The sequence below is a fragment of the Pseudomonas sp. NPDC089734 genome (assembly GCF_044748865.1).
Taxonomy (GTDB): domain Bacteria; phylum Pseudomonadota; class Gammaproteobacteria; order Pseudomonadales; family Pseudomonadaceae; genus Aquipseudomonas.
The window spans coordinates 287,334-302,967 of the sequence record NZ_JBIVGV010000005.1; the positions used below are offsets into that span (position 1 = coordinate 287,334).

The window sequence follows — 15,634 nt, forward strand, 5'->3', positions numbered from 1 at the left end:
ACATGAAAACCATCGATCTTTCCAGCGCCACCGTGCGTGAACTGAACCAGGCCTTGCACGATCAGGCCAGATCCGTCGAAGAGCGCGAGTGGGTCGTGACTCACCCCAATGGTGCGCACAACCTGGCCGTGGGTGTGAACGAAGCGGTGTCCGTGGATATCCAGGGGCACGCCGGTTACTACTGCGCAGGCATGAACCAGAAGGCCTCGATCACCGTGCACGGCAACGTGGGCGTGGGCTGTGCGGAAAACATGATGTCCGGCTATGTCCGGGTCAAGGGCAGTGCCTCTCAGGCCGCCGGTGCCACGGCCCATGGCGGGCTGTTGGTGATTGAAGGCGATGCCGGTGCCCGTTGCGGCATTTCCATGAAAGGCATCGACATCGTGGTCGGCGGCAGCATCGGTCACATGAGCTGTTTCATGGGCCAGGCCGGGCGTCTGGTGGTGTGCGGCGACGCGGGCGATGCGCTGGGCGATTCGTTGTATGAAACCCGAATCTTCGTCAAAGGCCGTGTGGAGTCGCTGGGTTCCGACTGCATCGAGAAAGAGATGCGCCCGGAACACCTGGAAGAGCTGCAGGAACTGCTCAACCGGGCCGGCTTTAACGAAAAAGCTTCGGACTTCAAACGCTACGGTTCGGCCCGTCAGCTCTACAACTTCAAAGTCGATAACGCTTCCGCGTACTGATTCAGGAGCATCATCATGAGCGACAAACCTACTCCAGTCCTGCGCGAGTCTGCCACTTTCGACCGCCTGACCATCCAGGAAATCCAGCGTGCCGCCGAGACCGGCATCTACGACATTCGAGGTGGCGGCACCAAGCGCAAGCTACCGCATTTCGACGACCTGCTGCTGCTCGGAGCCAGCGTTTCCCGCTATCCGCTGGAAGGCTACCGTGAGAAATGCGGCACCGATGTGATCCTCGGTAACCGTTTCGCCAAGAAGCCGATCCACCTGAAAATTCCGGTGACCATCGCGGGCATGAGCTTTGGGGCCCTGTCGGCCAATGCCAAGGAAGCGCTGGGGCGTGGTGCGACCATTGCGGGCACCAGCACGACCACCGGTGATGGTGGCATGACCCCGGAAGAGCGCGGTCAGTCCCAGCATCTGGTCTATCAGTACCTGCCGTCTCGTTACGGCATGAACCCTGACGATCTGCGCAAGGCCGATGCCATCGAAATCGTGCTGGGGCAGGGTGCCAAGCCGGGGGGCGGTGGCATGCTGCTGGGCATGAAAGTCACCGAACGTGTAGCGGGCATGCGCACCTTGCCGATCGGTGTCGATCAGCGCTCGGCCTGCCGTCACCCGGACTGGACCGGCCCGGACGATCTGGCGATCAAGATTGCCGAGATCCGCGAAATCACCGACTGGGAAAAACCGATCTACGTGAAGATCGGTGCCAGCCGCCCGTATTACGACGTCAAGCTGGCGGTCAAGGCCGGGGCCGATGTGATCGTGCTTGACGGCATGCAAGGTGGTACGGCGGCGACTCAGGAGGTGTTCATCGAGCACGTGGGCATCCCGATTCTGCCTGCCATTCCCCAGGCCGTTCAGGCGCTTCAGGAAATGGGCATGCATCGCAAGGTGCAACTGATCGTTTCCGGCGGCATTCGTAACGGGGCCGATGTGGCCAAGGCCATGGCGCTGGGAGCCGATGCGGTGGCCATTGGTACGGCGGCACTGATTGCCCTGGGCGACAACCATCCGCGTCTGGACGAGGAACTGAAGAAAATCGGCTCGGCTGCCGGTTTCTACGATGACTGGCAGAACGGCCGAGATCCGGCAGGCATCACCACCCAGGACCCGGAACTGTCCAGACGTCTGGACCCGGTCGAAGGCGGGCGTCGCCTGGCAAACTACTTGCGTGTACTGGTGCTGGAGGCCCAGACCATGGCCCGCGCCTGCGGCAAGTCGCACCTGCATAACCTCGACCCCGAGGATCTGGTGGCGCTGACGGTGGAATCGGCTGCCATGGCCCGCGTGCCATTGGCCGGCACCAGCTGGATTCCCGGTTCACAGTATTAAGTGGCCTGTAGGAGCGGTTTTAACCGCGAATTTTTTTCGCGGCTAAAGCCGCTCCTACACACGCGGCATAGCGCCACAGATGCACATCCATAAAGAGGCCGCAAAGGCCCGCAGTTAAAAACCACTCTGCTTTCTGCCAGACACTTTCCATTCATTTGCAGGAGCTTTGAACATGGTTAATCGTCTACCCGGCAAATCTCTTCTTTTATTGATGCTTGCCGCGTTCGTGCCCTTGGCACAGGCGGCAGACGCTCCCGCGTTAAATACCGGCAGCACCGCCTGGATGATCACCGCCGCCGTGCTGGTGTTGTTCATGTGCCTGCCCGGTCTTGCCTTGTTCTATGGAGGCCTGGTGCGCGCCAAGAACATGCTGTCGCTGTTTACCCAGTGCTTCGGTATCGCGGGGCTGGTCGGTGTGTTGTGGGTCATCTATGGCTACAGCATGGTGATCGACACCAGCAACATGGTTGAAGGTGAAGTGACCTTCAACAGCTTTGTCGGCGGCTTGAGCCGCGTATTTCTGGCAGGCATGACACCGGACAGTCTGGTGGGCGAAATACCGGAAGGGGTGTTCGTGACCTTCCAGATGACCTTTGCCATCATCACCCCGGCGCTGATTGCAGGGGCCTTTGCCGAGCGCATGAAGTTCTCGGCGGCGCTGCTGTTCATGGCGATCTGGTTCACCCTGGTCTACGCGCCGGTGGCGCACATGGTCTGGGGCGGAGCCGGGGCCTTGATGCATAACTGGGGCGTGCTGGACTTTGCGGGCGGCACGGCGGTGCATATCAATGCCGGTGTGGCGGCGCTGGCGGCTTGTCTGGTATTGGGCAAGCGCAAGGGCTATCAGAATACGCCCATGCCAGCCCACAACCTGAGCCTGACCATGACGGGCGCGGCAATGCTCTGGGTTGGCTGGTTCGGCTTCAATATCGGTTCGGGCGGTGGTCTGAGCGGCACATCGGGCATTGTCATGCTCAACACTCAGGTGGGCGCTTGCGCCGGTATTCTGGGCTGGATGTTTACCGAGTGGTTCAAGGTCGGCAAACCCAGTGCGCTGGGGCTGGCCAGCGGTGCATTGGCCGGTCTGGTGGGGATCACGCCAGCCTGTGCTTATGTCGGTGTGGGCGGTGCGCTGGCCATCGGCTTGCTGTGCGGTGTGTTCTGCTACCTGAGCGTGACGGTGCTGAAAAAGCGCCTGGGTTATGACGACAGCCTCGATGTATTCGGCCTGCATGGCGTGGGCGGCATGATCGGTGCGGTGCTGACCGGCGTGTTCTGCGTGCCTGCCATGGGTGGTCTGGTGCCGGATGTGAGCATGGGCGATCAGGTCATCGCGCAGATCAAAGGCGTGCTGTTCACCACGGTGTACTGTTTCGTGGTCAGTTGGGGGATTCTCAAGGTCGTCAATGCCCTGATCGGCTTGCGTGCCCATGAGTCAGTGGAAGAGATGGGGCTGGATCTGGCCGAGCACAATGAGAGTGCCTATAACCATTAAACCCCATTCGGTAGGAGCGGATTTATCCGCGAAGAGACCCGTTATCGCGGATGAATCCGCTCCTACAGAGGTGGGAGCGAATTCATTTGCGAACGATCAACGAAACGCTGGCACTACATGCTTGATGAACAGTTCCAGGGATTTCTTCTTCTCGGCATGTGACAGGCTGTTGTCACACCAGAAGCTGAACTCGTCGACACCCAGTTCCTGGTAGTAGCGGATACGAGGAATGATTTCTTCCGGGGTGCCGATCATGGTGTTCTTGCGGATGCTTTCCAGCTCGAACTCCGGGCGTTCCTTGAATTTCTCTTCCGGGCTGGGCGCCAGGAAGCCATTGACCGGTGTCTGCTTGTTGCCGAACCAGGCATCGAAGGTGCGGTAGAACTTCGAGATCGCTGTTGCACCGACTTTCCAGCCATCGGGATCGTCTGCGGCATGCACGTGGGTGTGGCGCAGGACCATCAACTGAGGGCGTGGGACATCGGGGTTGTTGTTCAGCGCTGTCTGGAATTTGTTCTTCAGATCCAGGACTTCTTCATCGCCTTTCATCAGCGGCGTGACCATTACGTTGCAGCCGTTCTGCACCGCAAAGTTGTGGGAGTCCGGGTCGCGGGCCGCGATCCACATCGGCGGTGTCTTGACCGGTTTGGGCACGCTGGTGGAGGTCGGGAATTTCCAGATGTCACCGTCGTGGGCGTAGTCGCCTTGCCACAGGGCCTTGACCACCGGGACCATCTCACGCAGAGCCTTGCCGCCCTCGGAAGCGGGCATGCCACCGGCCATGCGGTCGAATTCGACCTGGTAGGCACCCCGGGCCAGACCGACTTCCATGCGACCGTTGCTGATCACGTCCAGCAGTGCGCATTCGCCTGCCACCCGCAGCGGATGCCAGAAGGGGGCAATGATGGTCCCTGCGCCAAGGTGAATGGTGCTGGTGCGAGCGGCAAGATAGGCCAGCAGCGGCATCGGGCTTGGAGAGATGGTGTATTCCATCGCGTGGTGTTCGCCGATCCAGACAGTGCTGAATCCGCCTTTTTCGGCCATCAGGGTCAGTTCGGTCAGGTCCTCGAACAACTGGCGATGGCTGACTTGCTCATCCCAGCGTTCCATGTGCACGAACAGCGAAAACTTCATGACACTCACCTCGGTTCTGTCGTGGCGCCCGTCGGGGCGATGACGTTGTTTTGTATGATGGTATACCGTAATACTTTATGTGCAAGTGTTTTCTGGCTGAAGAGAGGCTCGCCAGCCTGCTCACACAACGGGCTATTTCATATGCAGCGCATACCCCGTCGCCCATTCTTCCAGCCGGTACTGTTCGGCAATCATGGAGCAGTAGCTCAGGCGTACCAGGTACACGCCGGGGTGGCCGAGGTAGGCATGCACGGGCGCAGCCTCACTGCACTGGGCCAGGTGTCGGCGAGGCAGCATCCCCAGAACCTGGGCAGAGCGCAGTGCGCCCATGGGTGTCCAGTCGGCAATGATCAGTGAGCCTTCGGGCACGGACTGTTCATAGGCCTGTACGAACTGCTCGGCAGAACGGTCCGGCAGGTAGGGCACCATGAAGTAGTGAATGTCGTCGCGAAAGGGCAGCGCTTCGGTGTGGGTCGGCAGATGAATCACGCCGTGGGTGTAGAGCGAATAGACCAGCAGGGTTGCTATGGGCGTGCTCAGTGGTGACAGGTTCTCCAGAACCCTGCCTGCCTTACTGGACGGCAGCCAGGCCTTGAGCCGGAGCACGCCGATAATGCTCAGTAGCGCCACCCCCGGCAGGAAAAAGGTGAAACGGTCGGTCACGTTGTAGGAGGCGGCAAAAACAAGATTCAGGATGGCTGCGCTCCAGAGCAGGCGCAGCCGGTTGTCGGCGGGGTACAGAAGCCCCAGGGCCTGTGGCCCCAGCAGTGAAATCAACAGCAGGCAGACCGAGTTTTTCTCGTGCCACATGTCGTCGAAGCGCAGCATGCTGCCTTCCCAGTCGGTGCCCGCCACGGTTGCGGAGGAACCTGTCAGGTAGCGGCGGCCGATCTCGAACAGGTTCATGCCGCTCTGCAGATCGTGGGCAATGGCCGGAAAGGCGGCGGCCATGCCCAGCACGAAACCGGGCACGGTGATCAGAATGCGCAACCGGTGCTGGTACAGCAACTGGATATACAGCGGCAGCAGCACCACAAACGTCAGTTGATGAGTGGCTGCGCCAAGGCCGGTCAACAGGCCGATAACGAGCAGTTTTCCCGGTCCGCCCAGGCGAGGCCAGCCACCCAGTTGCACCCCATACGCCAGCAGCACGAACAAGGTATGCAGCAGATAGACCTCGGCCTTGGTCGAGATCCAGAACACGGCATGGGACAGCACGGCGGTCGCGGCGGCGAGCAATGCCTGCCGGGGGGCGGCTCCGACGCTTCTGGCCAGTTGAAAGATGATCCACGCCAGTGGCAGCAGGAGTATCGAGTTGACCAGGCTCAATGCCCGAGCGCCGAACAGTTGGAAGAACAGGCTATTGAAAAGCTGAAAGAAAGGATGCTCCAGCGGTCCCAGCGACTGGCTGAAGTACTGCCCAAGGCTGGCATCGGCCAGAAACATGCCGTTGTCCATCCATTGGACCGGACCGCTCGATGCCATGAAGCTGGCGGTTATTGCGGCGCACAGCAACAACAGGGGTATCAGGAGAGGGGAAAGACGCTGATCTTTATCCGGGGTCATGAAAAGGGCCCTGACGAGGTGGCAAGAGGAGGGGGATGACGGGTATTGCGCGTGCCTTATCCGTCCATTACCGGATGCGCGCTTTTTAACCGCAGCAGCATCACCGCGCCGATGCCCACCGCGAACCACAGCGTTGCCAGACGTATCAGAAGGGTGGCGGCCACGGCATCGGCGCTGGGCATGCCCTTGAAGACCAGCAGCGCGATCATCACGGCCTCTGCACCGCCCAGCCCGCCGGGCATGAAACTGAGGGCACCGGCGAGCATGGCCAGGGCGTAGGTGAACAGTGCGAAGGTCAATGAAATATCGGCCCCCATCCAGCCCAGTATCCAGTACAGGGCCAGAGCCTCGGCCGCCCAGGCCAGCAGACTCAGCAGGCTGGCGATCAGCATGATGTTCCAGCGGTGGCATTGTTGAGCGGCCAACAGCACCTTGAGCAGGTGATGCACGATGTTCATGAGCGCATGACCGCTAGCGGGAATGACGGCGGCCAGCCATTCGAGCATTCGCCGTTGCGACAGGAGCAACATGCCCGGCAGCACCAGCCCCAGGCCTGCCACGATCAAGGGTTGTGCCTGGGGATAGAGCAGTAACCCCAGAAGAGCCAGTGACACGATGGCGAACAGGTCTGAGAGACGTTCGCTGAAAAAAGCGGCAAAACTCTGCGGGTAGGGAACGCCCCAACGCTTGAGCAGCACCCCGCGCAAGGCCTCACCGGCCTTGCCGGGGGTGGTGGTCAGGGCAAAGCCGGCAAGGTAGATATTCAGGCTCGGCTGCCAGGCAACCGGATGACCCAATACCCGCAGGTAGGTTTGCCAGCGCATGAAGCGCAACCCGTAATTGAGGACCGACATTGACAGCACAATGGCGAGCCCCGACAGGCCGACTTCTCCCATGGCCTGGGTGACTGCCTGCCAGCCTCCCCACAGGGAGAAGCCCAGATAGCCCAGGACGGAAAAGACCACGGACGCGATGACAGCCCGATAACGCCATCCCGACAGGTAGGGCACCTCGCTCACAAGTCGAGCCTCTTGAACAATGGTTGGGGAATCGAGCGGATCACCAGCATGATCAAGGCCCAGAAACCCGGTGCGTAGAGTGTTGTCGAGCGGCGCTCGATGCCGCCGATGATTCGTCTGGCAACCTGCTCCGGTTGAGCGATCAGCGGAGCTGGCAGCGACAGGCCCTGGGTCATGGGTGTCGCAACGAAACCGGGCTTGATGGTCATGACGTGAACACCGGCCTTGAACAGGCGGGCCTGCAAGCCTTCACAAAAGGTCGAGACCGCTGCCTTGGCCGATCCGTACAGATAATTGGAGGGGCGGCCACGGTCGCCCGCTACGGACGAAATCACCGCCAGACTGCCGCAACGCTGCACTTCGAATTGCCTGGCCAACAGGGTCAGCAGGGCAATGACCGAAGCCGAATTGGTCATGAATTCCTGAAGCATGATTCCCACATCCTGCTCACAGGCCTTTTGATCGGGCAGGGTGCCGTGGGCGATCAAGGCCACATCGATCTGACCCAGAGCCGTCAGGCAGTCGATGAGCATCTTCGGGTGATCGGCAAAATGCATGGCATCCATTTCATGCAGGGTGACGGTTTTGGCACCCCGCGCCTTGAGGTCGGCGGCGGTGATGTGCAGCTTGTCGGCCTTGCGTGCAACCAGAAAGAAATCGCAACCCTGTGTGGCCCAGAGTCGTGCGCAGGCGGTGGCGATGGCGGAGGTAGCACCGATGATCAGGATTCTTTTCATAGCGTCACTCGTTTCCAGAAGCGGGACATCAGAAAGGGGTCGCGCAAGGCTTCCAGCCGTTCCCAGGCCGGGTAGGCCCGACGGAAATCGTTGCCACTCATGTGGGCATCCTTGGCCGGGTACAAACGTCCGCCCGCGCCGTGGACGATGGCATCCAGGCGAGGAAACAGAGAGCCGGTCAGTTCATCGTCATGGGGGAAATCCAGGGCCAGTGAGGTGCCGGGGATCGGAAACGACAGCAAACCCGGCGAGGCGATATCCCCGCACTGCTTGAGTACCGCGAGGAACGAGCCCTGGCCGGATTCGGCGATGGTGTCCAGCAACTCAGCCATGGCGGCCTGGGCATGGGCTTTGGGGATCACGCACTGGTATTGCTGGAAGCCCCGGTGCCCGTAGATTCTGTTCCAGTGCCGGATGCGGTCCAGCGGGTAGAAAAAGGCGCCATGACTGCTGCGTCTTGCCTGGGGCATGGTGGGATGGGCGCGCCAGTAACAGGCGTTGAAGGCCCGCAGCGACAGGGTGTTGATCAGTGAAAACGGAGGCGTCAGCGGTACACTCAGTCGACCGGGCCGTTCGACCTGCCACGAGCCGTAGCGGGCATGATCACCCGTGATGTACACCCCGCGCCCCTTGTTCCGGCCTCTGGCAAGGCAGTCGATCCAGGCCACGCTGTATTCGTGCTGATGATCCTGTTCATTGGCCAGGACGAAGAATTCCTCGAGGCTCGCGAAGCGCACCACCGTACTGTCGATCTGGCTGTTGCGGATCGGCATGAGTTGCAGGTCGGCCCATTGAATGACCCCCGTCAGCCCCAGGCCGCCAATGCTGGCGGCAAACAGGCCGGGATTCTCGCTGACAGAGCAGGTCAGTGCCTGTTCGCCATGGCGTAACAGGCTGAAACGCAAGACGTGATTGCCGAAGGTGCCGCGCAGGTGATGGTTCTTGCCATGCACATCGTTGGCAATGGCGCCGCCCACCGTCGCGAAACCGGTGCCGGGCGTCACGGCCAGGAACCAGCCATTGGGAATCGCGACCTTGAGGATGTCGGCCAGCATGATGCCAGCCTCGACCCGGATGACGCCTGTCTGCCAGTCCGCGTGGATGAAGCGGTCCAGAAAACGCATGTGCAGCACGTGGTCGCTGCTGGCCAGGCAACTGTCGCCATAGCTTCGGCCATTGCCGAAGGGCAGGCTGTTGCCATGATCCAGAATGACCCGTTCCATATGTTCGGGAAGACCGTCCCGCCACATGCAGTCATGACCCTGCTGGGGGAACGGGGGATAGTTGCCCCATGAGCCGAGAGAAGTCTTCATGCGGCCGCCCAGAACACCAGAAGAAACAGCAAGCCGACGCCCTGGCTGATTCGGTCACGGATGGCAAAGACAACCGGGTCATCGTGCATCTGCCCGCGATGAGTGAGCATCCAGACCCGGGTTATCCAGAACAATAACAATGGGCAGGCAAGCCAGATGACGTGGGGACGCTGATAGAGAACGACCGTTGCCCCTTCGTGTATGTAAAGCGCCAGTACCATCACCGCCAGATGCCCGGACGACGCCCCCAGAGAGGCGATCATGTCCAGATCGTCGGGGTAATAGCCACGTCCGCGAGGGCTGGTCCTGCTTTCCCGGCCCTGTATTTCGCGCAGTTCGGCGTAGCGTTTCACCAATGCCAGGCTGAGGAACAGGAACATGGAAAAGGCCAGTATCCAGAACGTCAGAGGCAGGCTGAATGCCGCTGCACCCGCCAGGATGCGTGCCGTATACAGCATTGCCAGGACAATGACGTCCACCACCATGAAGCGTTTCAGGCGCAGGGAGTAAGCCAGGGTCAGGGCGTAATAGGCTGCCAGAACCGCCGCGAACTGCCAGGGCAGCAGCCAGATCGAGAGACCGAAGGCTGTGAGCAACAGCGCCGGTATCACCAGCAGCCCGGATTTGATCGACAGACGCCCGCTGGCAAAGGGGCGCAGGCATTTGGTCTTGTGATGCCGGTCGTCGGCCAGATCCAGCAGGTCGTTGAGCACATAGACACTGGAGGCGCAAAGCCCGAAGCAGACAAAGGCCAGCAGGCCGTTGAGCCATTGAACCGGTTGCTGGAGCTGATGCGCGGCCAGCAGCGGGACAAGGATCAGCAGGTTCTTCATCCACTGGTGCAGGCGCAATGCCTTGCGCCAGTCCTTGAGCGTGGTCGTATTCGAGTGAATGACTTGCTCGACATTGCCCAGGTGCTGCGCCCGGCTTTCTACACCGGCCTCGGGGTTGACCACGATCGCCCGGCGTGAGGCTTTCCAGATGCAGACATCGTCCCGGGAGTTGCCTATATAGTCGAACCCGCCCTCGCCGTAGTGGCCGACCAGGACATCACGCTTGCGGTGAGCCGAAAAATTCAGCTGGCCGTCGGAAGCCCAGACCAGATCGAAGAGCTGCAAATGTTGTGCAATACGCCGTGCCAGGCTGTCATGGGCGGCCGTGGCCAGGATGATGAGGCGCCCGGCGGTGCGCTCGTTGGTGATGTACTGAATGACGGCAGGGTCGTAAGGCAGCCGTGCGACATCGATATGAGTGGCCATGGCCAGCCCCTGCTTGACGGCAGCCTTGCCTCTGAATAACCAGATGAACAGTCGAAACAGGCGCAGAGGATGATTGCGCATAAAGGCCATGGCGGTCTCGAATAACAGATCCGAGCGTAATAACGTGCCATCCAGATCCACCACCAAGGGCGTCGGTGATTCGAGAACTCGTCCCTGAATTCCGGGCATGGTTATTCGCTCCCTGTTCATGTTCGGACGCACTATGGAACGAAAGCGGACAATTGCCACTTCAATAAAATTAAAGGGCAGGGGTGTATGAAGTCAGTGAGGTGGCGTCAGAAATAACAAGCTGGAAAGAACGTTATAGTGATTATTAATGTGTCTCTTAAAGTTTACATATTCCCTGTTTAAAGGAAGAAAGTTGTAACGATACAGATAAATAACGGTGGTCATGATTCATGAGACCGCCTGTCCGATGCCCGGGATATCTGTATTTGCGGAAGGCATATCACCTCGACATTGAATGAGGTCATAATGACACCTTTTTGGCCGTCTTCCAGGAGTCATGATGACCCCACCCTTGTTGCTGGCGTTGGTGCCCTTGGTGGCCGATCTGTCCCGAGAACTGCCGGAAGAGGAGCGGTACCGACGTCTGTTGCAGGCCTTGCGACAGTTGCTGCCGTGCGATGCCGTGGCATTGCTCAGGCTGGAAGAGGACGTGCTGATCCCTCTGGCCGTCGATGGCCTGAGTCCTGACACGCTGGGGCGTCGTTTCCGGGTACAGGAGCATCCACGGCTCAAGATACTGCTGGAAAGCCAGGGGCCTGTGCGTTTTTCCATGGATTGCGATCTGCCCGACCCCTACGACGGCCTGGTGGAGGGGCATGGTCATCTGGAAGTGCATGACTGTCTGGGGTGTGTCCTGTACTTCCAGGACCGGCCATGGGGGCTGATCACCCTGGATTCGCTGGACCCTTCCAGTTTCGGCAGTGTCGATCTGGATAACCTGCAGGCCTTTGCCAGCCTTGCGGCAGCGACCGTCATGGCCAGCGACCGGATCAGCCAGCTGGCTCGCGGTTTCGAGGACCAGCGTCAGTTGGCCGAGGTCTACAAGCGCGCGGCCGGCGGGCGGGCTCCTCGCGAGCTGATCGGTCAGAGCAGCGTACACAAGCGTTTACTGCAGGAAATCCAGTTGGTGGGCAGCAGCCCGCTGACGGTCTTGATCACGGGTGAAACTGGCGTCGGCAAGGAACTGGTGGCCGAGTCGATTCACGCCCATTCGCCCAGGGCGCACAAGCCCCTGATCAGCCTCAACTGCGCGGCCTTGCCCGAAACACTGGTGGAAAGCGAGCTGTTCGGGCATGTAAAGGGAGCGTTTTCCGGGGCGGTCAATGGCCGTAACGGCAAATTCGAGCTGGCGGACGGCGGCACGCTCTTTCTGGACGAAGTGGGCGAGTTACCGCTGTCAGTCCAGTCGAAGCTGTTACGTGTGCTGCAAAGTGGCCAGTTGCAGAGGGTCGGCTCCGATCAGGAGCATCATGTGGATGTCCGTATCATCGCCGCGACCAACAGGGATCTGGCCGACGAAGTACGTTCCGGGCGTTTTCGTGCCGATCTTTATCATCGCTTGAGTGTTTATCCCTTGAATGTGCCGCCCTTGCGCGAACGTGGGCGTGATGTGTTGCTGCTGGCCGGTTATTTCCTGGAAGAAAATCGCATGCGGATGGGCTTGCGCAGCCTGCGCCTCAATCCGGAAGCCCAGAAGTTGCTGCTGGCCCACGGTTGGCCCGGCAATGTTCGCGAACTGGAGCACTTGATCAGCCGTGCCGTGCTCAAGGCCTTGTCCGCCCATCGTGAAAGGCCGCGTATCCTGACGATCGAGCCTCATGCCCTGGGGCTCGACAATGAGCCTGAATATGTCGCTCCCGCCCCGGTACTGGGTGAAAACCGGGCGATCAGGCCGGGGGAAGGGCTCAAGGAATCAGTGGATGCCTTCCAGCGCACCTTGATTCTCGATGCACTGGAGCGGCATCAGGGGAAATGGGCAGAGGTGGCGCGGGAGTTGGCGGTGGATAGGGCGAATTTGAGTAGGTTGGCGAGGCGTCTGGGAATTCGTTAGGTTTTGTTTTGTTGAAAATGATTTCAAATAGCCTTCATGGGTTTCTATATATCCCTGTCAGGAATACTGTTATTGACCAGTGATCATCCTTGATTGAAAAAAGACTGAATTTTTCTGGCCGTGCCGGGGTCAGCTAATTGTCTGAATCACAGTCAAGGAGGCACTGTCTTTAATGAGTCTGTCACAGCATTACCGCATTGATTATTTATTGAACGGTTCGTTCAAAAGTTTCTATATACGTGCCGATCATATGGATAACGCCGAGGCATGGCACCATGCTAGTGTCGATGCCGGTCTGGCCCGTATTCCCAAATACCGACTGGAGAAAGTGCCCCGTGTCACGAAACCGCATGCGGAGCAGTTCGGGATTACCAATGTCGAGTGGATGAGAGCCTAGGCTCTGTCTGTTTCCATTCACTGACTTCCCCCCACCGGGATTTCCCTGAGCGACCCTGGTCATGAGCACTGCCCAGCCCATCCTGAACGAGCGTGTTTTCGAAACGGACTTGCCAGCACGCCTGGACAGGCTGCCGTGGGGGCGTTTTCATACTCTGCTGGTGGTTGCTCTGGGGATTACCTGGCTGCTCGACGGGCTTGAAGTGACCCTGGCGGGGTCGGTGGCCGGGGCCCTGAAGGAAAGCCCGGTGCTGAAACTGAGCAACACCGATATTGGCCTGGCAGGTGCGGCGTATATTGCCGGCGCCGTGCTGGGGGCGTTGTTCTTCGGCTGGCTCACGGACCGTCTCGGGCGCCGCAAGCTGTTCTTCGTGACCTTGCTGCTGTATATCGGCGCCACCGCAGCAACGGCCTTTTCATTCAACCTGTGGAGTTTTCTGCTGTTCCGTTTTCTGACCGGGATGGGCATCGGCGGCGAATACACGGCCATCAATTCCACCATCCAGGAGTTCACCCCGGCACGCTATCGTGGCTGGGTCGATCTGAGCATCAATGGCACGTTCTGGCTGGGCGCTGCCTTGGGGGCGGGAGGGTCGATCCTGTTGCTGGACCCGCAATGGCTGGGCGGCGAGTGGGGCTGGCGCCTGTGTTTCGGCATCGGTGCCGCGCTCGGATTACTGATCCTGTTGATGCGTCTGTGGTTGCCGGAAAGCCCGCGCTGGCTCTTGATTCATGACCGGCCCGACGAGGCGAGGCGGATTGTCGAGGGCATCGAAGCGGCTCTGCGTCGCCAGGGGCATGTCCTGCCCGAGCCGGAAGGGCGACCGTTGCGCCTGCATGCCCGGCGTCATACACCGCTGGCCGAAATAGCACGAACCCTGCTGGTGACCTTCCGGCAGCGCTCTCTGGTCGGGCTGACCTTGCTGACGGCCCAGGCCTTTTTCTACAACGCGATCTTCTTCACGTATGCCTTGGTGCTCACTGAGTTCTATGACGTGCCTGCCGAACAGGTCGGTTGGTATGTACTGCCGCTGGCGTTGGGTAACTTCTGCGGGCCGCTGCTGTTGGGGCGTCTGTTCGATGTGATCGGGCGACGGATCATGATCAGCCTGACCTATGGGGTTTCCGGTGTGTTGCTGATCATCAGCGGTTATCTGTTCGCCCAGGGCGTTCTGGACGTCAGGCAGCAGGCCATCGCCTGGATGGTGATCTTCTTTTTCGCGTCGGCCGCCGCCAGCTCGGCCTATCTGACCGTGTCGGAAACCTTTCCCCTGGAAATCCGTGCCTTGGCCATTGCGGTGTTCTATGCCTTCGGGACCGGGCTGGGAGGCATCATCGGGCCGACCTTGTTTGGCCAATTGATCGAAACCCGACAGCCGGGCAATGTGTTTATCGGTTACCTGATCGGGGCGGGACTGATGATCATGGCTGCCCTGGTGCAGGGCATCTGGGGTGTGGCGGCCGAGCGACGGTCGCTGGAGCAGGTGGCTCGCCCCCTGTCACAGGTCGGTGAATGAAGCAGGGCATTGATCGATCAGCCTGACGACGCCACGCAGGTCCTGGACCGAGGCCTGCAAGCCTTCGATCTTGGCACTGACTTCCAGCACTTCGGTCGGGTGAAAGGTGTGTTGCAGGTACATGACGTGTCCTGCCAGGTTCATCGACACTCGTTCCAGATCATCCGCTGTCTGTTGCAAATACTCCTGAATATCTTTCAGTTGTTCGATTTGCACCAGCGTCTACTCCGGCCGTTATGCAATAGGGGGGATTGCGTCTGCTTGCTTGCAGTCACCATACGCCCTATGTCGGCAATAGTGGCATAGTGCTTTAGTGCCTTTCGTCGAAAAGCCCGGGTTTCTGGATCAATGGCTTACTGTTCGTCCACTTCCGAATAGGAATCCAGCAATTCGGCCAGCGCACGGGTGCGTTCGAGACCGCTGGTGCTGGACATGATCCGGGCCACGGCTTCAATGGCGGTCGCCTTTGCTTCGGCGCGTTCGGCATCGGTGTCATTGGGCGTGGCAGCCTGCGCGGCTTCAATAATCGATTGCTCAAAGGTGTTCATGATCGTCGCTCTTCGGGGGCAGATGTCTGTGATACCGGTCGCAGGCCTTTATTTCAAGTCACAGGCTTGTTCAGTCTCCGTCGTAAGGGAAATCCTGCAGCATTTGCACCAGGGACACATCGTCCGGCCCTTGCAGGTTGTCGAGCACCCAGCACTGGTTGCCGGGGTTTCGGGTCAGAAGCAGGCGGGTGCTCTGAGTGCTGCTGCCCAGCGGATAGATCATTTCGACCACGGCCAGCTTGTCGGCGGTGGAGACCAGTTTCCAGTCGACAGAGCGGGGGGCTTCGCTGTCCTGGGTACCTGTCCAGGGATCGGCGCTGATCGCACATTGATCGCCGGGCTCCTGGCAACTCCAGTCTTTCTTCAGCAGGCCGAGCAACGCCTTGGACAGGTACTCCGGTCCACCTTTGCCGCTGACATAGAAGTCATGGTGGTTGGTGTAGATCCAGCGCGCCATCTCCACGGGGGTACCGGCAGGGCACGAAGCGGCCTGGGCGGCAGTGGAAAACAGGCAGGCAAAGGCGATGGCGAGCGATTTGGACATGG

The 15,634-nt window shown here is 59.9% G+C and carries 15 protein-coding genes; 6 read left to right on the plus strand and 9 right to left on the minus strand.

All coding sequences use genetic code 11. From position 1 onward, the window contains the following. Window positions 1–2 precede the first annotated feature (2 nt). From ACIPY9_RS09265 to ACIPY9_RS09275, 3 genes are all read left to right on the plus strand, one after another. The gene (locus tag ACIPY9_RS09265) at window positions 3–686 is read left to right on the plus strand and encodes a protein glxC (protein WP_400699737.1); all 684 of its coding nucleotides are present in this window, start codon (window positions 3–5) and stop codon (window positions 684–686) included. Between the two features lie 15 nt (window positions 687–701). After that, window positions 702–2,024 carry an FMN-binding glutamate synthase family protein gene (locus ACIPY9_RS09270; protein WP_400699739.1) on the plus strand — a complete coding sequence of 441 codons (1,323 nt, stop codon included), beginning with the start codon at window positions 702–704 and terminating at the stop codon, window positions 2,022–2,024. 172 nt (window positions 2,025–2,196) lie between these two features. Continuing rightward, window positions 2,197–3,519, plus strand: a complete 1,323-nt coding sequence (locus ACIPY9_RS09275; RefSeq protein ID WP_400699741.1) for an ammonium transporter — start codon at window positions 2,197–2,199, stop codon at window positions 3,517–3,519. Between the two features lie 96 nt (window positions 3,520–3,615). On the opposite strand, the gene ACIPY9_RS09280 is transcribed toward ACIPY9_RS09275, so the two are convergent. The 6 genes from ACIPY9_RS09280 to ACIPY9_RS09305 form a co-directional block, all read right to left on the minus strand. Next, window positions 3,616–4,653: an LLM class flavin-dependent oxidoreductase gene (locus ACIPY9_RS09280; protein ID WP_400699743.1), complete on the minus strand. Its 1,038-nt coding sequence runs from the start codon at window positions 4,651–4,653 to the stop codon at window positions 3,616–3,618. 132 nt (window positions 4,654–4,785) lie between these two features. Next, window positions 4,786–6,219 (minus strand): DUF2723 domain-containing protein, encoded by a 1,434-nt coding sequence (locus ACIPY9_RS09285; RefSeq protein WP_400699745.1) that lies wholly within the window; start codon window positions 6,217–6,219, stop codon window positions 4,786–4,788. Window positions 6,220–6,275: 56 nt separating this feature from the next. Further along, window positions 6,276–7,238 carry a YbhN family protein gene (locus ACIPY9_RS09290; RefSeq protein ID WP_400699747.1) on the minus strand — a complete coding sequence of 321 codons (963 nt, stop codon included), beginning with the start codon at window positions 7,236–7,238 and terminating at the stop codon, window positions 6,276–6,278. Continuing rightward, window positions 7,235–7,975 carry an SDR family oxidoreductase gene (locus ACIPY9_RS09295; RefSeq protein WP_400699749.1) on the minus strand — a complete coding sequence of 247 codons (741 nt, stop codon included), beginning with the start codon at window positions 7,973–7,975 and terminating at the stop codon, window positions 7,235–7,237. The genes ACIPY9_RS09290 and ACIPY9_RS09295 overlap by 4 nt, the downstream gene beginning before the upstream one ends. Continuing rightward, complete coding sequence (locus ACIPY9_RS09300; RefSeq protein WP_400699752.1) at window positions 7,972–9,288, minus strand: FAD-dependent oxidoreductase; 1,317 nt, start codon at window positions 9,286–9,288, stop codon at window positions 7,972–7,974. The genes ACIPY9_RS09295 and ACIPY9_RS09300 overlap by 4 nt, the downstream gene beginning before the upstream one ends. Next, window positions 9,285–10,736 (minus strand): UbiA family prenyltransferase, encoded by a 1,452-nt coding sequence (locus tag ACIPY9_RS09305; RefSeq protein WP_400699755.1) that lies wholly within the window; start codon window positions 10,734–10,736, stop codon window positions 9,285–9,287. The genes ACIPY9_RS09300 and ACIPY9_RS09305 overlap by 4 nt, the downstream gene beginning before the upstream one ends. Window positions 10,737–11,073: 337 nt before the next feature. On the opposite strand from ACIPY9_RS09305, the gene norR reads away from it, so the two are divergent. The 3 genes from norR (at window position 11,074) to ACIPY9_RS09320 (ending at window position 14,540) form a co-directional block, all read left to right on the plus strand. Continuing rightward, complete coding sequence (norR, locus tag ACIPY9_RS09310) at window positions 11,074–12,627, plus strand: nitric oxide reductase transcriptional regulator NorR (protein WP_400699757.1); 1,554 nt, start codon at window positions 11,074–11,076, stop codon at window positions 12,625–12,627. 172 nt (window positions 12,628–12,799) lie between these two features. Then, the gene (locus ACIPY9_RS09315; protein ID WP_400699760.1) at window positions 12,800–13,024 is read left to right on the plus strand and encodes a DUF6555 family protein; all 225 of its coding nucleotides are present in this window, start codon (window positions 12,800–12,802) and stop codon (window positions 13,022–13,024) included. 61 nt (window positions 13,025–13,085) lie between these two features. After that, window positions 13,086–14,540 carry an MFS transporter gene (locus ACIPY9_RS09320; protein WP_400699762.1) on the plus strand — a complete coding sequence of 485 codons (1,455 nt, stop codon included), beginning with the start codon at window positions 13,086–13,088 and terminating at the stop codon, window positions 14,538–14,540. Here the strand turns inward: ACIPY9_RS09320 and ACIPY9_RS09325 are convergent. The 3 genes from ACIPY9_RS09325 to ACIPY9_RS09335 form a co-directional block, all read right to left on the minus strand. Then, window positions 14,523–14,756 carry a hypothetical protein gene (locus ACIPY9_RS09325; RefSeq protein WP_400699765.1) on the minus strand — a complete coding sequence of 78 codons (234 nt, stop codon included), beginning with the start codon at window positions 14,754–14,756 and terminating at the stop codon, window positions 14,523–14,525. The two genes, ACIPY9_RS09320 and ACIPY9_RS09325, sit on opposite strands and share 18 nt — an antisense overlap. Before the next feature lie 137 nt (window positions 14,757–14,893). Then, entirely contained in the window at window positions 14,894–15,088 is a 195-nt protein-coding gene (locus tag ACIPY9_RS09330) for a hypothetical protein (RefSeq protein ID WP_400699767.1), read from the minus strand. A gap of 70 nt (window positions 15,089–15,158) precedes the next feature. Further along, a complete protein-coding gene (locus ACIPY9_RS09335; RefSeq protein WP_400699770.1) occupies window positions 15,159–15,632 on the minus strand; it encodes a DUF3828 domain-containing protein in 474 nt (157 codons plus the stop codon). Window positions 15,633–15,634: the final 2 nt, after the last annotated feature.

What these genes read in the sequence shown, in the direction of transcription:
- ACIPY9_RS09265 (WP_400699737.1), top strand. Translation starts at nt 3, where the DNA reads ATGAAAACCATCGATCTTTCCAGCGCCACCGTGCGTGAACTGAACCAG.
- ACIPY9_RS09270 (WP_400699739.1), top strand. Translation starts at nt 702, where the DNA reads ATGAGCGACAAACCTACTCCAGTCCTGCGCGAGTCTGCCACTTTCGAC.
- ACIPY9_RS09275 (WP_400699741.1), top strand. Translation starts at nt 2,197, where the DNA reads ATGGTTAATCGTCTACCCGGCAAATCTCTTCTTTTATTGATGCTTGCC.
- ACIPY9_RS09280 (WP_400699743.1), bottom strand. Translation starts at nt 4,653, where the DNA reads ATGAAGTTTTCGCTGTTCGTGCACATGGAACGCTGGGATGAGCAAGTC.
- ACIPY9_RS09285 (WP_400699745.1), bottom strand. Translation starts at nt 6,219, where the DNA reads ATGACCCCGGATAAAGATCAGCGTCTTTCCCCTCTCCTGATACCCCTG.
- ACIPY9_RS09295 (WP_400699749.1), bottom strand. Translation starts at nt 7,975, where the DNA reads ATGAAAAGAATCCTGATCATCGGTGCTACCTCCGCCATCGCCACCGCC.
- ACIPY9_RS09300 (WP_400699752.1), bottom strand. Translation starts at nt 9,288, where the DNA reads ATGAAGACTTCTCTCGGCTCATGGGGCAACTATCCCCCGTTCCCCCAG.
- ACIPY9_RS09305 (WP_400699755.1), bottom strand. Translation starts at nt 10,736, where the DNA reads ATGCCCGGAATTCAGGGACGAGTTCTCGAATCACCGACGCCCTTGGTG.
- norR (WP_400699757.1), top strand. Translation starts at nt 11,074, where the DNA reads ATGATGACCCCACCCTTGTTGCTGGCGTTGGTGCCCTTGGTGGCCGAT.
- ACIPY9_RS09315 (WP_400699760.1), top strand. Translation starts at nt 12,800, where the DNA reads ATGAGTCTGTCACAGCATTACCGCATTGATTATTTATTGAACGGTTCG.
- ACIPY9_RS09320 (WP_400699762.1), top strand. Translation starts at nt 13,086, where the DNA reads ATGAGCACTGCCCAGCCCATCCTGAACGAGCGTGTTTTCGAAACGGAC.
- ACIPY9_RS09330 (WP_400699767.1), bottom strand. Translation starts at nt 15,088, where the DNA reads ATGAACACCTTTGAGCAATCGATTATTGAAGCCGCGCAGGCTGCCACG.
- ACIPY9_RS09335 (WP_400699770.1), bottom strand. Translation starts at nt 15,632, where the DNA reads ATGTCCAAATCGCTCGCCATCGCCTTTGCCTGCCTGTTTTCCACTGCC.